Raw genomic sequence first — 15,454 nt, forward strand, 5'->3', positions numbered from 1 at the left:
ACGGGGGCGGGTGAGGACATGGGCAGCAGGCACGAGGGAGCGGGCGACGTCACCGAAACGGCGGCCAACGGCCGTGCGCTGGCGGCTGCGGTCCAGGCGGTCCTGTCGCGCATCGACGCCCACGCCGCACGAACCTCGCGCGGTGGGAGCGCACCCGCGGGGCGCGGGGCGAAGGCCGCGGCAGCGGACGGCGCGGGCGCTACGGCGCCGGGGACCGGCGGGGCGGGTGCCGCGGCGCCTGGGGCCGGCGGCGCGCGCCCCGCGGCCCGGGAGACCGGCCACACCAACGCCGCGACACGGGGAACCGGCCGTGCGGGCGCTGCGGCACGCGGAATCGGCGGCCCGGGCGCTGCCCGGGAGCGTGCTGCCGCCCCGCAGGACCCGACAGGCCCCTCCCCCGCGCCGGGACCGGAGGGCGCTGCGGCCACGGCACCGACGGCGGCCGTGGCCGCCCGTACCCACACCGACTCGGCGCTCTCGCCCCACAGCTCCCAGGACACACCCCGCGACGCAACACACGGCAGCGACCACTCCGGCAGCGCGGCCGTCACAGGGCGGGACGCTGCCCTCGCGCCGGTCGCCGCGCCTGCCGCACTCGACGCGCTCGTCGCCTGCTTCGGGCTCAGCGGGTTCGAGCGTGGCCTCGTACTGCTCGCGGCGGCAGCCGAGTTGGAGCCCACGACCAACGCGAGGTGCGCCGCGGCGAGCGGCGACCCGGAGCGGGCCTACCCCACCTTCTCCCTCGCGCTCGCCGCGCTCGACGCCCCCCACTGGAGCGCCCTCACCCCCGTGGCGCCCCTGCGGCGGTGGCGGATCGTCGAGCTCGACGACGAGTCCCGGCTGACCACCTCCCGGCTCCGGCTCGACGAACGCATCCTGCACTTCCTGGTGGGCTCGCCCTATCTGGACGCCCGGCTGCACGGACTGCTGCGCCGCACCGCCGCGCCGGACGCGCTCCCCGGCTCGTACGGCCTGGCCGCCGACCGGGTCGCGGCCGGATGGGCGGGCAGCACGCGCCGTGTGGAGCTGGTCGGTGGCGATCTGCGGACCCGTACCGACATCGCGGCGGTGGCGGCACGCCGTTCCGGGCTCGGTCTCTACGAAATGGCCGCGGACGACATCCCCAACGACCCGGCCGAACGGGACCGGCTCGCACGGCTGTGGCAGCGCGAGGCGGTTCTGCTGCCCGCCGCGCTGCTGATCGAGGTCGGCGACATGGACCGTGAACAGGCCGCCGCCGCAGAGGGGTTCATCGAGAGTGCCGCCGTTCCGCTCGTGGTCGCGAGCCCCGATCCGCGCCGGACGGCACGGCCGCGCGGTGAGCGGGTGACCGTGCCGGACCTGGACGCGGACGAGCGGCTCGGCGTGTGGGCCGATGCGTTCGCCGAGTTGCCAGAGGTGTCGGAGGGTGATCTGCGCGCGCTGGTGGAACAGTTCTCGCTGCCGCCGCATCTCGTGCGCTCCGCGGGCGCGGCCGTCGTACGGGATCTGCCCGGTGAGGACGAGCTGGACGCGGCCGGACTGGCCTGGCGGGCCGGGCTGGCCGAGGCCCGGATGGGCATGGACGAGCTCGGCCGCCGGATCGAGCCGCGGGCGGGCTGGCGCGATCTGGTGCTGGCCGAGCGGCAGTTGCGGGTGCTGCGCGAGATCGTCGCCCATGTGCGGCAGCGGCCGACCGTCTACCAGGAGTGGGGCTTCGCCGCGACGCTGCGCCGCGGTCTCGGCGTGACCGCCCTGTTCGCCGGCGGGTCTGGCACCGGGAAGACGCTCGCTGCCGAGGTGATGGCGAAGGAACTGGGCCTGGACCTGTTCGTCATCGATCTGTCCCAGGTCGTCAGCAAGTACATCGGGGAGACCGAGAAGAACCTGCGCAAGGTGTTCGACGCGGCCGAACGCGGCGGCGCGCTGCTGCTGTTCGACGAGGCCGACGCGCTGTTCGGCAAGCGCAGCGAGGTCAAGGACAGCCATGACCGTTACGCCAACCTCGAGGTGAGCTATCTGCTGATGCGGATGGAGGCGTACCGCGGTCTTGCGATCCTGACGACGAACATGAAGCAGGCGCTGGACACGGCGTTCATGCGGCGTATCCGGTTCGTCGTCGACTTCCCGTTCCCGAGCGAGAGCGAACGGGCGGAGATCTGGCGCCGGGTGCTGCCTGCGCAGGCGCCGGTGAAGGGTGTGGACCCGGAGCTGCTGGCACGTTTGACCGTGGCCGGCGGTTCCATCCGCAACATCGCGCTCTCGGGCGCGTTCCTCGCCGCGGAGGAGGGTGACCGGCTCCAGATGCGCCACATGCTGGAGGCGGCACGCACGGAATACCTCAAGCTGGACCGCTCCTTGACACCCTCGGAGGTCCACGGATGGGTCTGAACGAGGCGCGGCGGGCCGACTCGCGCGACGTGCGGGCCGACTCGCGCGACGTGCGGGCCGACTCGCGCGACGTGCGTGCGGACGTCCGCGCCGTGCGTGTGGACATCGGTGCGCTGGTGCTCGACGGTTTCGGCCGCGGTGTCGATCCGGAACGGGTGTCGGCGGCCTTCCAGGTCGAGTTGTCCCGGCTGCTGCGGGAGCGGGGCGTTCCGACGGCGGCCGACGGCGGCCGGGCGCTGGAGGGACTCGCCGGGCTGCCGCCGCTGCCTGCGACGGCCTCGGCCCGCCGACTCGGCCAGGAGCTGGCGCGCGCGGTGCACGAGGGGCTGTGCGGCCGGGGCGAGGTGACGGCATGAGCACCTCGCGCGCCCAGGAGACCGACGCCGACCGGAGCGGCAAGCGGCGCAAGCGCAAGGAACGCGTCACCTCGCACTCCCCCGAGCCGAAGAACATCGTCAGCGGTGCCGGCCAGCCGCTGGACGTGAGTGTGCGCCGGGAGCTGGAGGAGCAGCTCGGGCACGACTTCGGCCGGGTGCGGCTGCACACCGACCGGGACGCGGGCGCGCTGACCGAGATCCTGGGCGCGGACGCGGTCGCGGTCGGGCAGGACATCTTCTTCCGCGAGGGGGCGTACCGGGCCGGCACGCTCGACGGGCAGCGGCTGCTCGCCCACGAACTGCTGCACACGGTGCAGAACCCGCACGGCCTGGGCGCGCTGCGCGCGGGGCGTGACCTCGGCGCGGTGAGCCTGCCGCAGCAGGCAATGGAGCGCGAGGCGGAGTCGGCGGCCCAGGCCGTCGTACGGGGAGAGGAATCACAGCCGGACGCAGAAGAGGCCGTCCAGGAGGGACAGTCGACCCCCGGCTGGCTCCGGTACGCGACCGTGGACGCCGACCGCACCCGGCTCGAGCAGCTGGATCCGGCGACGCTGGTGGACCGGTTGGCGAACGGCGTACTGCGTTCGCTGCGCGGCGACCCACAGGACCTGTCGGGCCGTGTGCGGTGGGAACTCGGCCGGCTCTCACCGCAGTTGCAGCACTCTGTGCTCGGCCGGCTGGAGGCCCGGCTCCTGACGCCCGAGTACGACCGGCTGCTCGACCTCGTGGCGGAGTCGGAGACCGGACCGGAAAGCTTCACCTCGGCCGAGGTGCCCGCGCCCGAGACCGACCTCTTCGAGGAACTGGGCGTCGAGCGCACACGGTGGAAGCGCGGGCAGGAGGGCGCGCGCGGCTCCGACGAGCAGCGCGAGGCGGACGCCCGCGAGGAGGCGAAGGAGGCCGGAGCCCGGGACTCCAAACGCAGCAGCGACCGCAGCCGTGCCGCTGCCGACGCGGCGGCGGAGCAGCAGGAGGCGGCGCAGCGCCAGGAGCAGGAAGGGGAGCGCGCCGAGTCCCGCAAGCGTGCCGGCCAGGAGCAGAAGCAGGAGGAGGAGAAGCAGTCCCAGGATCGGCAGCGGGTCGACGAGGCCTCCGACGAACGGGCCCGGGACCAGCAGGAGGGCACGGAGCAGGCGAGGGAGGAGCGAAAGGCTCAGCGCGACCGGGAGGAGCAGGACCCGGAGCAGGCCAATGCGCCCGGCGCGGACAAACGCAAGCGCAAGGACGACGCGACGAAGCCCGCGGCCGGTTCGCAACGCGAGGACGTCGACCCGAAGGCCAAGACACAGCCCGGTCCCGTACGCCCGGAGAAGGTGGACGAGCGGGCCGAGCAGCGCGACAGTGCCTTGTCCGAGCACGGCCTTCACGAGCGGGACGAGGACGAGGACGAGCCGCGCGAGGAGGAGAAGCCGCTCGGTCTGGAGGCGGGCGCAGAGGACGAGGTCGGCACGGACCAGGAGCACGAAGAAGGCCGGGACAGTGCCGCCCGTCGCGAACAGGAACTGAAGCCCGAGGACCACCTGCCGGACACGGACCCGGATCTTTCCGGCGTCCCGACGGCGGACCGGATGAAGCCCGGTGAGGCCCAGCCCTCCCTGCCCGCCTTCCCGGCACCGCCGCCGACCAAGGCCGAACGGGTTGCGCAGGAAAGAGAGAAGGAGCAGGAGGAACAGAACGAGGACACCGCGGCTCCCGAGACGAAGGCACCCGGCCAGGACGAGGGCCCCGTCGAGGGCGAGGCCCCGCAGCCCGAGGGCGGTCCGGCGGCACAGGCACAGGACCGAAGCGCGAAGGACCTGCAGACGGAGCAGTCGACCGAGCAGGAGGTCGGACCCGACCCGGAGACGACCGACAAGGAGGAACAGGAGCCGGAGGCCGAGAAGCCGGAGCCCGCGCAGGACCAGGAGAAGCAGGCCGCCGAGCCGGCGGAGCGCGAGGACGGGCCCGACGCCCAGGACGAGCAGCGGCAGTTGGGCGAGCGCGGGCAGCTGGAGGCACGCAGGGGCGCCGTCGGCGGGCCGCAGAGCGTTGCCGACGGGCCGTCCCCGGCCGGAACGTCGTCTCCCGGCCCCGCGGCGATGCGGCCGGCCGGTGCCGAGCCGCAGAGGACGTCCGTCGAGGACCGCAACCCCTCCCCCGCGGCACGGCGCGAGGCGGAGCCGCCCAAGCCGGAACGGGAAGCGGCCGGTCCCAAGAGCGCCATCCCGAAGGAGGCCGGCCCCGGAGCGGCCCCTCGGGGCACCGTCGGACGGAACGAACCCGCGGGCCCGACCACCGCCGCAGGGCCCGGCGCCGCGCCGTCGGCCGCCCAGGCCGCTGTGAGCCCCGTCGCCGAGCAGGCCGCAAGCCCCGGCGCGACGGGCGCCCCCGCCCCGGAGGGCGCCCGGCCCGCGCCCGAGGCGTCGCTGGAGAAGGACGGCGGGGGATGCGCACCGCCGGAGCCCGCGGCGGAGAAGGAAGAGGCGGGCGGCAGTTGCGGCGGAGGGGGCGGCGCGGCGCCGGAGGAGAAGAAGGACGAGGCGCCGCCGGACGTCTCCGGCCAGGACCCCAAGGCCGCGATCGGCACCGTGAGCAAGCTGGCGCCGGACCAGGCGGCTGCTGCCATGCCCGGCGTGGACGCGGCGGCGGACAAGAAGGTCGGCGAGGAGCAGCGTCGGCTGGCCGCCGCCCCGCCCACGCGTGAGCGCCCTTCCGGTGCGCCGCGTACGCAGTCCGGCCCGCCGAAGGCGGCTCCGCCGGCAGCCGCGGTGACCGGCAAGCTCGAGAAGCTGGGACCGGAGGAGCAGGGCGACAAGCAGCGGGCGAAGGGCAGTGAGAAGGCGGCGGGCGCGAAGCCCACGGAGAGCACTCCCGCGCCGCCCACGCCGGTCGCGGCGGAGCTGAGCGCCGACGAGGCGAAGAACGTCGAGGCCGCGGCGGACGCCGTGCCGACCGTCGACCCGGAGCTGCGCAACAAGACGGTCGGCCCCGCGCCCAAGATCCGTCTGGAGGGCGCGAGCGACCCCAAACGCACGGACGACCAGGCAAGGGCCCTCAAGGAGAAGCAGACCGACATCCAGAGCACGGGGCGCGAGGACGCCGCCAAGCCGATGGGCGAGGACCAGATCTTCCCCGACGCTCCGCGCGAGCAGCTGGTCGGCAAGGCGACGGGCCGTGTGGGCGGCAAGGGCCGCGCCGGCGGTACGAAGAGGGGCGCGGCGGCCAAGCCGGGTGTGGGCGCGGTCGCGAAGCAGGAGCGCGGCGGCGAGATCCAGGGTGCGGCCGGCCAGGCGCAGGGCGATCTGGTCGCCAAGGAGAAGGAACAGCAGCAGGGCGAGCAGCAGGCCAAGCAGGAGAAGCAGACCGAGATCGACCGTGAGGTCGCGCAGAACGCCGAGAAGCAGACGGCGGAACGGGGCAGGTCGGCCGAGCAGGCGCAGCGGGAGCGGGAGAGCTGGCGCTCCGAGCAGGACAAGAAGATCAAGGACGCGGACACCAAGTCCGAGAAGGAGCACGGCGAGAAGAACAAGGAGATCGTCAAGGCCCGCGACGACAAGGACAAGGAGGTCAGCGACAGGAAGGACAAGGACAACCAGCAGATCGACACGGAGCGCGAGAACGCGGAGAAGGAGGCGGAGAAGAAGAAGGAGGAGAAGAAGCCGTCCGGAGGCTTCTTCGGCTGGATCGCCGACAAGGTCAAGGGCTTCTTCAACGCGCTCCTGGAGGCGGTCACCGCGGTCTTCGACGCCGCGCGCAAGGCCGTCAACAGCATCATCGACACGTTCAAGGAGTGGGCCGACAAGGCCATCGACTTCGTACGTGATCTCGCCATCAAGGCGATCAACGTGCTGGCGGATGCGCTGATCGCCATCGGGGACGTGCTGCTGGCGGCGTTCCCGGAACTGCGGGACAAGTTCCGCAAGGCGATCGAGGGTCTGCGGGACAAGGCGATCGACGCGGTCAACAGGCTTGCGGACGGCCTGAAGAAGGCCGTCAACGCGCTGCTGGACGCACTGGCGGCCGGGCTGAACAAGCTGCTCGACGTCCTCGAGGCCGGCATCAAGGCCGTCATCAAGGCGTACGAAGCGGTGATCCTCGGTGCCATCAAGTTCGCGCAGGCGGCGATCGAGGCACTGGGCAAGTTCGCGGCACTGGTCGCGGACATCGCGCCGGACCCGGGCGGCTGGCTGAGCAAGGCGGGCAGTTCGGCGAAGTCCGGTATCCAGGACCATCTGTGGGGCGCGATCAAGACGGGCGTCAAGCGGTGGTTCGACACGAAGGTCGAGGGGATCCTCGGGCTCGGCAGGACCGTGATCGACGTGCTGGTGAAGGGCTGTGTGTCGGTCAAGCAGATCGGCAGGATGGCGTGGGACGCGATCATCGCGTCGCTGCCGATGATGATCGCGTCGATCGTCATCGAGAAGGTCGTCTCCATGCTGGTGCCGGCGGCGGGCGCGATCCTGACGATCGTTCAGGGTCTGATGGCCGCGTGGCAGAGCCTGAGCTCGATCCTCACGGCGTTCGGCAAGTTCTGGGCGTACCTGAAGGCGGTGAAGGCGGGCCCGGCGGCCTGCCTGTTCGCGGAGGCGGTCGCGGCGGGCATCGTGGCGTTGCTGGACTTCATCGCCAACTTCCTGATGATCCGCCTGACGGGTGCGACGAAGGGCGTCGGCAAGCGTCTGAAGGCGATGGCCCAGAAGATCATGCAGGGCCTGAAGAAGACGGGCAAGGGCGCGAAGAAGGCGGCGGGCTCCGCGGTCAACAAGGCGCGGGACGCGATACGGAACGCGAAGGCGGCGATGCGGAGGCCGGCGACGGCCCCGAAGCCGAAGGCGGCGCCGTCGCCGAACCCGAAGAGTCCGGTCAAGCCGAAGGACACGGCGACGCCGAAGGGGCCGGCGAAGCCGGCACAGACGCCGTCTCCGGCGAAGCCGAAGGACACGAGGCAGGAGCCGTCGAAGGACCGGTCCCCGGACAAGGGGCAGACCCCTCAGAAGGACACCACCCCCGAGGCGCCCACGAAAAAGAGGAAGGAGATCGAGGGCGGGAAGCCCACCAAGCCGCAGAAGCCGAAGTCGCCGCTCGGCAACGCCCTGGGGAAGGCGAAGTCCGCGGTCAAGTCTGCGCTGAAGAAGGTCCGCAACGCAGGGAAGACGCTCGGCAAGAAGCTCAAGAAGAGCGGGCCGGGCAAGGCGCTGAAGAACAGCGCGTCGAAACTGCGGAACGCGTTCACGAAGAAGCGCGACCAGCTGCGTAATAGCCACAGGCGGCGTGTCGACGACAGGAAACGGCGCCGTGATGACCGACGCAGGAATGAACAATCTCCTGAGTCGAAGCAGCGTCGTCTCTCTTTGATCGTTGAGCGCCTTCGGCGCACCATCGTCCCCCTCCTGAAGAAGGATCTTCGGGGGCCGATCTATTACGGTCTGCTCCAGGCGCTCCGCATATGGCATCGCCTGACGCGTCTCACATCGTCCGGCCAGCCCGATTTCCGTATCACCGCGACTCTGAACCCCAGTGGCACTGTCACACCTGGAACTTGGGACGCGGACGAGGACGGCTACAAGGTAGCCCGCTTCGAACCTTTCGAGACCAATCCACCGGACAGGAAGGACAAGGACCTCAAGGAGGACGACCCGGACGTTGCAGCGTTCAGAAGGGCTATCGCCGAGCAGCTGAAGCATCTGAAGGAAGACACCACTCTCAACGAGGTCAAGGGCTTGTGCGCCCGCCTGGCGAACACGTCACGCGGCATCAAGGCTCAGCAGTTGAAGTGGCTCGACGAATCGCCTGATGCGTCGACGCTGTTGCTCGATCACCCGGGCGCCGCCATTTCAGCAGTTGGACGTTTTCAGAAGCAGAGCTTGTACGAACCCACCGGTGAAGTGCTTGCCCAGAGCGTGTTCACGGACAGCAACGGAGGTCAGTACGTGCGGGATCAGAAGGGGCAGTATGTCCCTCGCTACGTGACCCGCAACATGTCCGAGGCGGACTTGGCGAACTACAAGGACAATGGCATATCGGCGCGGAAGAAGCGTGCGAACATTGCTCCGTGGCAACATGTCACCGGCGCGAAGAACTCCCCCTTCATATCCACCACGAAAATCGGGGAAGGAAAGATCACCGACCCGAAGGGGAAGGAGTGGAGCACCGCGGAGGGGTTCAAGTACTACGGCACCGTCAAGATCGACCTCGCCCACATAAACCCTGACTACATTATCGACCTCACGACGAGGAAGGGGCAGCAGGAGTGGGACCTCAAAGCACCTGGCAAGAAAATCAGGCAACAGGCACTGCGCGACGTCGTGCGCACTCAGGAAGTCCTCGTCCGTGGCACCGTCCCCCCCGGCGCCATCACTCTCATCATCGATAAGAACGGAAAGCGCGTCACTCGCTGAGGCGGTCGTACCACCAACCAGGAAAGAGCATGGAAAAATTCGACACCTACCACTGGCAGGGTCACCGCATGGAGGACCCCGAACTCGAGGCGGCACGACTCGAACTGGTGGCGCCCCGGAGCAGCGATGCCGCACTGAGCGCTTTCACTCGACTTCTGCACAGCGCCAGCGTTCCGGCGATGGGGATCGCGCTCGATCATTACCACTACGCGCTTTCCGGCGAACGGCACGGAATTGCCGGCCTCTTCACCCCTTACGCTTCCGAGGTACTGAACCGCGCCAGGGTGATCCTCCGGCAAACATCATCAGCCGACCCTGCTGCGAGGACCGTGGTGGACCGGGCAGGCCGTGCCAGCGCGTTGCTCGTCCTGCTGAACGAGGCGACGCCTGAGGACTCCGAACTAATCGCCGAGAGCCTGGAAGAACATCCCTGGCCTGATGAGTTCTCCGCGGCTCTGCTGGCCGCCGGCACCATCCTGGGCTCTGTCCCAGAACCCGGCGGACGCCTGGTCGCCGCCCTGGAGCGCATCGTGTTCGACGAATCTGCGGACCTCGACGAGCGGCTGGAGGCGCTGCAGGCACTCGCCCAGGGGAGTTCTCCCGATGTGATGGCCGTCCACGCTCGGGCCTCGGCGGCGAATGAGCTGACTCTTCAGGTGACGGCCGTCCAGGCGCTCGCTTTCCATGACATGGACACCTACCGCGACCTCGTCCAAGAACGTGCGGCCTCCTGGCCCGAGGAAGCGCCCTACCCGGCCGCAGAAGTCCGGCGTCTGTTACGAGAGGACAGCGAGGGAATCCAGTGACCCCAGTTCAACCCCGACACCCTCGAGCGCTCCCTCGCTCCCCAGGCCGCCGGCCGAGTTCGAGAAGGAGGGACTTCCGGGCCGATCCTTGCCTCAGCCATGCTGAAATTCACTCGCACCGGAAAGTATCGGACCACCTGACACGAGCGCAGAAGAAGATGATCCGCGAACTGCATTGGCTCCTGCTCGTGCGCGAATCTGTGCGCAACTCTGCAAATCTAAGGTTTCTCTGCGATGAGCTGGTGCGGCGCGAAACGGAAGCCGCCGAGCGATGGCTGAAGGCGCAGACCGGGCAGGCTGAAATTCTCGGCGATACGGAGCAAGACGTAGTCGATGCCGGACGCCGCATCGTGAAGGACTACATGTGGCGCTACTACGGATTGCAGTAGGAGAACACGTGACGGACTTCGACATCCGCCTTGCACTGAAGCACGCGAAGGCGGAACCCAGCGTCATCAGAGTTGCCACCCTGAACGACTGGGATCTACGAATCATGGGGAATCGCAACGCGGAAGTCTACGTGGACAAATGGCTGACGCCCGACGGCCGGACGGAAGTCCATTACGTGGAGGACCCGCTGACCACCATCCCCTTCGTCACCTTCCGGGGCGAAGGATCCGAGAGCGCCGCCCAGTTGGTCCGTGGCGGGTGCGACATCTGGGAATTCCAGGAAGCGCTGAACGCAATCGATGAGGCGAACAACCGAGATGATCGGCTGATCGCCGTCTACGCAGCGGCATTCACCGCTCCGGCACAACAAGCGGAATCCGTGGTCGAAACCTTCCGTGCACTGACGGAGGACGAGGATCCCGGGATTCGGCAGTCGGTGGTGGTGGCGACCGGCTATCTGCCGTGGCCTTCCCTCGTCGACCTCGTGCGGCACCTGGCGGCCGACGACCCTGTCGAGCATGTCCGCCACAACGCCCAGGTGCTGCTGGAAGGGCTGGAGCTCCATGACGAAGACTGACGTGAGGACATGACGTGACCCGCTACGCCGGCATACCCAAACCCATCCGCTCCGGCATCGTCGTCGTCGACCCCGAACGCGGCACCCCCCAGCGCATCATCGTCCTCCAGTTCAACCCCGACACCCTCGAGCGCTCCCTCGCCCCCCAGGCCGCCGGCGGTGCGGCCGATACCGGGGGCGGGGGTGGTGGGGGAAGTGGAGGGGACAGGAACGAGGCGCTCAGGCTCAAGGGGCCCGCCGAGGAGACGTGGAAGTTCACGGCCGAGATCGACGCGACCGATCAGTTCGAGGTCCCGGCTCCCGACGGGATCCATCCCGAGCTGGCCACCCTCGAGATGCTCGTGCAGCCGACCACCGCGCAGCTCCTGGAGGCCTCGCGACTGACCTGGAACCGTCTCACGCGCCTTGTCGTGCAAGGCGGGCACCGATTCAACATCACCGCGGCGCTCAATCCCTCCGACGTCGCCGTGGCCGGCGTGACGCTTGAGCGTGATGAACTGCTCACGTTCATCAGGGAAGTCGCGGACGAGGTGCAGAGCGCCTCCGTGAACAGGTCACAAGGCCTCGGCTTCGACTCGGAGGGCAAGAAGCTGGCGGTCGGCGACACGGCACAGTCGAACACCATCGCCGCCAAACTGAGGGAGAAGGCACTGGCCGACGGCAGTTCGCTCAGGATCGGCACGAGTGACGGAGCCGCTGCCGGAATCAAACAAGAGTTCAACAGCCCGCGCAACCAGCGCGTGTCCCAACGGGCGTTCCCGAGGCAGAGAAGCTCCCGCCCGACTACGAGAGCATGTTCAAGGACATACCCGAGGGCCAGCAACGGGATGCGGCTCAGTCGATGCTCGACGACCTGCCGAGCCAGCCGGCCACAGGGGCCCAGGTGCCGCAGAGCCAGCGGTTGTTCTTGCACACACTCGGCGCCGTCGAGGAGAACAGATCACGGAGCGACCTGGTATACCGAGCACTCGCATACGACCTGGCGGCCACCGACCCGAAGAACTTCACGGAGGACCAGAAGAAGTTCGGCATGACCACGCTGCACGGAGTGGTGAACGAACTCCTGCTGGCACCCAAGGGCGTGCAAGGCGAGGCTCGCCAGCTCAACCTTCACTATGCCTTCAAGGAACTGCAGTCGAAAGCTGCCAAGCGACGATCCGCAGCTACTGACAGGGAGCACACCGATGCCAGACCCAAGGCGGATGAGCCGTCGGCTCATCCTGAGAGATCACGTCGATTCCGCTGAGATCCGCTCCTTCACAGAGACGACTGGATGGACTTTTCTCGGCGATATCGACAGCAACCCCGAGAAGGGGACTTTCTACGAAGCCAAGTGGGACACGGGAAATACTGGATCGGCACACTACGTGGTGGATGAATTCGCCGACGTCCGCTACCTGGCCGTGTCGCACGAGGATCGGTCGGCAGCCGAAGCGACACTGTCCCTTATCGAGACGGGTCTTGCAGTCTGGACCGTCGACGAGCTGCTCGAGGACTGTTACGTCCACGTGTACCCGGCCGGGTGGGCGCGAGCCACTCTTCGGCTGGGAGCCGGGGCACCCCTGCAAGCAGTGGAGCCCATCGTCGAGCACCTCGTCTTCTCGTCACAGCACAAGGACGCCGCCGTGCGCCGGGCTGCTCTGTGGGCCATGGTTTATGCCGCCTGGCCCGAATTCAAGAACGCGTTGCGATGTCTCGCGGACGAGGACCCGGACACCCAGGTTGCCCGTGAAGCGGGGCTCGCACTCGAACAGTTGGCAGAGAGTGGGGTGATCGAGTCATGACCCGCTACGCCGGCATACCCAAACCCATCCGCTCCGGCATCGTCGTCGTCGACCCCGAACGCGGCACCCCCCAGCGCATCATCGTCCTCCAGTTCAACCCCGACACCCTCGAGCGCTCCCTCGCCCCCCAGGCCGCCGGCGGTGCGGCCGATGCCGGGGGCGGGGGTGGTGGGGGAAGTGGAGGGGACAGGAACGAGGCGCTCAGGCTCAAGGGGCCCGCCGAGGAGACGTGGAAGTTCACGGCCGAGATCGACGCGACCGATCAGTTCGAGGTCCCGGCTCCCGACGGGATCCATCCCGAGCTGGCCACCCTCGAGATGCTCGTGCAGCCGACCACCGCGCAGCTCCTGGAGGCCTCGCGGCTGACGAAGAAGGGGACCATCGAGATCAGTCCGATCGAGATGCCGCTCACCCTCTTCACCTGGGGCAGCAAGCGCGTCATGCCGGTGCGGTTGACCGAGCTGTCCATCAACGAATCCGCGTTCGACGTCAATCTGAATCCGATCCGGGCCTCGCTGAGCATCGGGATGAAGGTGCTCAGCGTCAGTGATCTGCCGGCCGGGCACCGCGGGGCGGATCTGTACATGGCGCATCTCGCGCAGAAGGAGCGCCTGGCGAGGGCCGCGCGCAGCGGCGGGCTCGCGGCGCTGGGGCTGGCCGGGCGGGACGCCGGGCCGGGAAGGGGCTGAGCAGCGGACATGGCAGGCATCGAGCCGTACGAGAACGCGCTGGACGCGATACCCGGCGCCCACCCCTATCCCCGTTCCAGCCGCTACCACGACGTGGAGATCGGGGTGCACCGGCTGCCCGACGGGACCGAAGTGCGGTACGCCAAACGCCGCTTGCTGCCACCGCTGGCGGAGGCAGCGACCGGGGAGAGCGCCCCGCACACGGTCAGCAGCGGCGAGCGGCCGGACCTGCTCGCGCAGCGGTACTTCGGCGACCCGGGCCAGTGGTGGCAGATCGCTGACGCCAACCCGGTACTGGATCCGCAGGAGTTGACCGAGGAGGCCGGCCACGTCATCGAGATCCCGCACGCCGGCGGGTTCCCGGCGCCGGGAGACCGGTATGCCTGATCAGCCCGTCGGGCGTGGGCCCATCCACGTCACCCTGCACATGGGCCCGCAGCTGACCCGGCCGGTTCCGCCGGAGGTGACGGAGGCTCTGCTGTCGGCCCAGATCACCACGACCGCGGGTGAACGCAGCGGGTTCCAGATCGCGTTCGACCTCACCAAGCAGGGCGCCCTGTCGCGCCAACTGCTCCCCGAGGGGTTCTTCGACCCGAAGACCCGGGTCATTCTCACCGTGAGTGTCAGGGGCACGGCCGTCGTGCTGCTCGACGGGCTGATCGTGCGGCAGGAGGTCGGCGCGAGCAATCAGCCCGGGCATTCGACCCTCACCGTGACCGGCGAGGATCTCACGGTTCTGATGGATCTGGAGGAGCGGACCGACCGCTATCCGAATCTGCGGCCGTCCCAGCGGGTGGCCCGCATCCTCGCCAAGTACGCGGACTACGGCATCGAGTCCCGGGTGTTCCAGGAGAAGATCGAGCAGCCGCCGCGGGAGCAGCTGAGGGTCGAGTACCAGACGGGCACGGATCTGAGCTACGTCAACGAACTCGCCCGCGCCAACGGATACATCTTCTGTCTGGAGCCCGGGCCCCGCCCTGGTCACTCCACCGCCGTGTGGGGGCCGGAGATCCGCATCGGGGAGCGTCAGCACGCCCTCAACGTGAACATGGACGCCAACTCCACCGTCGACCAGCTGACGTTCGCCTACGACGGAACCGCCCGCGAGGAGCCCCAGGCACGCGTGCAGAATCCCGCGACCCGCGACACCGTGCTGCTGCCGCAGCCCGACATCGGGCCGTTGCGCCCTCCGCTGGGGCGCCGTGCGACTCCCGCCCTCAAGCGCAGGACGCTGTCGGGCACGGCCAAGAAGGAGTCGGCGCAGGCGAGGGCCGAGCTGCTGGCGCGGGCGGCCGTGTCGGCCGACTCCGTCTCCGGCTCGGGGTCGCTGGACGTCAACCGGCACGGCTACATCCTGCGGCCCCGCGAGCTGGTCGGGGTGCGCGGCGCCGGGGTCACGTACGACGGCGACTACTACGTGAAGTCGGTGACGCACAACATCAGGCCCGGCTCGTACCAGCAGAACTTCACGCTGTCGCGCGAGGGCCTGATCGCCCGCAGCCCCACCGTACGGCCGTGAGCCGCAAAGGCAAGGACCAGGGAGAGAACTTCGTATGGCTGCAGGACCGAACAACCGGTTTCTCGGCAAGTTCCGGGGGCGGGTGGTGAGCAACGAGGATCCGCTGCGGATCGGCCGTGTCACGGTCAAGGTGCCGGACGTGCTCGGCGACGAGACGTCCACGTGGGCGCTGCCGTGCCTGCCGTTCACGGGACGGGAGTCCGGGCAGTACGTGGTTCCTTCGGCCGGGGCCGGCGTATGGGTGGAGTTCGAGCAGGGTGACCCCAGCTACCCCGTCTGGACCGGCTGTTGGTACGGAGACAGTGCCGAGCTGCCGCCGGACGCGCTGACCGGTGGGCCGGCACACCAGAACGTGGTGATCCAGACCTCGGACCGGCACAAGTTCGTGATGGGCGACGTGCCCGGCGGCAACGGCATCCGGCTCCAGGCCGCGACCGGGGCGTACATCCAGATCGACGAGAAGGGCGTGACGATCGCCAACGGGCAGGGCGCGTCGATCCTGCTGACCGGTGGCGAGGTCGACATCAACGACGGCCGGCTGATCGTGCCGAAGAAGCAGTAACCG

At 69.2% G+C, this 15,454-nt stretch carries 12 protein-coding genes and 1 pseudogene; all 13 read left to right on the forward strand.

Going from position 1 to position 15,454, the window contains the following annotated elements; genetic code table 11:
* Nucleotides 1–18: 18 nt before the first annotated feature.
* The 13 genes and pseudogenes from ACZ4SA_RS27270 (at nucleotide 19) to ACZ4SA_RS27330 (ending at nucleotide 15,451) form a co-directional block, all read left to right on the forward strand.
* Complete coding sequence (locus ACZ4SA_RS27270; protein WP_468279509.1) at nucleotides 19–2,370, forward strand: ATP-binding protein; 2,352 nt, start codon at nucleotides 19–21, stop codon at nucleotides 2,368–2,370.
* Nucleotides 2,361–2,726 (forward strand): hypothetical protein, encoded by a 366-nt coding sequence (locus ACZ4SA_RS27275; RefSeq protein ID WP_468279512.1) that lies wholly within the window; start codon nucleotides 2,361–2,363, stop codon nucleotides 2,724–2,726. Before ACZ4SA_RS27270 ends, ACZ4SA_RS27275 begins: the two co-directional genes overlap by 10 nt.
* On the forward strand, nucleotides 2,723–9,124 hold the full coding sequence (locus ACZ4SA_RS27280; RefSeq protein ID WP_468279515.1) for an eCIS core domain-containing protein: 6,402 nt from the start codon (nucleotides 2,723–2,725) through the stop codon (nucleotides 9,122–9,124). Before ACZ4SA_RS27275 ends, ACZ4SA_RS27280 begins: the two co-directional genes overlap by 4 nt.
* 29 nt (nucleotides 9,125–9,153) lie before the next feature.
* Entirely contained in the window at nucleotides 9,154–9,930 is a 777-nt protein-coding gene (locus tag ACZ4SA_RS27285; protein WP_468279518.1) for a hypothetical protein, read from the forward strand.
* A gap of 158 nt (nucleotides 9,931–10,088) precedes the next feature.
* Entirely contained in the window at nucleotides 10,089–10,319 is a 231-nt protein-coding gene (locus tag ACZ4SA_RS27290; protein WP_468279520.1) for a hypothetical protein, read from the forward strand.
* A gap of 8 nt (nucleotides 10,320–10,327) precedes the next feature.
* The gene (locus tag ACZ4SA_RS27295) at nucleotides 10,328–10,897 is read left to right on the forward strand and encodes a HEAT repeat domain-containing protein (protein ID WP_468279522.1); all 570 of its coding nucleotides are present in this window, start codon (nucleotides 10,328–10,330) and stop codon (nucleotides 10,895–10,897) included.
* Nucleotides 10,898–10,911: 14 nt separating this feature from the next.
* Nucleotides 10,912–11,283: pseudogene (locus tag ACZ4SA_RS27300) on the forward strand (hypothetical protein); the annotation flags it as partial.
* 407 nt (nucleotides 11,284–11,690) lie between these two features.
* Nucleotides 11,691–12,143 (forward strand): hypothetical protein, encoded by a 453-nt coding sequence (locus ACZ4SA_RS27305; RefSeq protein ID WP_468279637.1) that lies wholly within the window; start codon nucleotides 11,691–11,693, stop codon nucleotides 12,141–12,143.
* On the forward strand, nucleotides 12,100–12,681 hold the full coding sequence (locus tag ACZ4SA_RS27310; RefSeq protein WP_468279524.1) for a HEAT repeat domain-containing protein: 582 nt from the start codon (nucleotides 12,100–12,102) through the stop codon (nucleotides 12,679–12,681). Before ACZ4SA_RS27305 ends, ACZ4SA_RS27310 begins: the two co-directional genes overlap by 44 nt.
* On the forward strand, nucleotides 12,678–13,370 hold the full coding sequence (locus ACZ4SA_RS27315) for a hypothetical protein (RefSeq protein WP_468279527.1): 693 nt from the start codon (nucleotides 12,678–12,680) through the stop codon (nucleotides 13,368–13,370). Before ACZ4SA_RS27310 ends, ACZ4SA_RS27315 begins: the two co-directional genes overlap by 4 nt.
* A 9-nt stretch (nucleotides 13,371–13,379) precedes the next feature.
* Complete coding sequence (locus ACZ4SA_RS27320; RefSeq protein WP_468279529.1) at nucleotides 13,380–13,757, forward strand: LysM peptidoglycan-binding domain-containing protein; 378 nt, start codon at nucleotides 13,380–13,382, stop codon at nucleotides 13,755–13,757.
* On the forward strand, nucleotides 13,750–14,889 hold the full coding sequence (locus tag ACZ4SA_RS27325) for a hypothetical protein (RefSeq protein ID WP_468279532.1): 1,140 nt from the start codon (nucleotides 13,750–13,752) through the stop codon (nucleotides 14,887–14,889). The genes ACZ4SA_RS27320 and ACZ4SA_RS27325 overlap by 8 nt, the downstream gene beginning before the upstream one ends.
* 34 nt (nucleotides 14,890–14,923) lie before the next feature.
* Entirely contained in the window at nucleotides 14,924–15,451 is a 528-nt protein-coding gene (locus ACZ4SA_RS27330) for a phage baseplate assembly protein V (RefSeq protein WP_468279534.1), read from the forward strand.
* Nucleotides 15,452–15,454 lie beyond the last annotated feature (3 nt).

It is taken from the genome of Streptomyces sp. NPDC027962 (assembly GCF_055566095.1).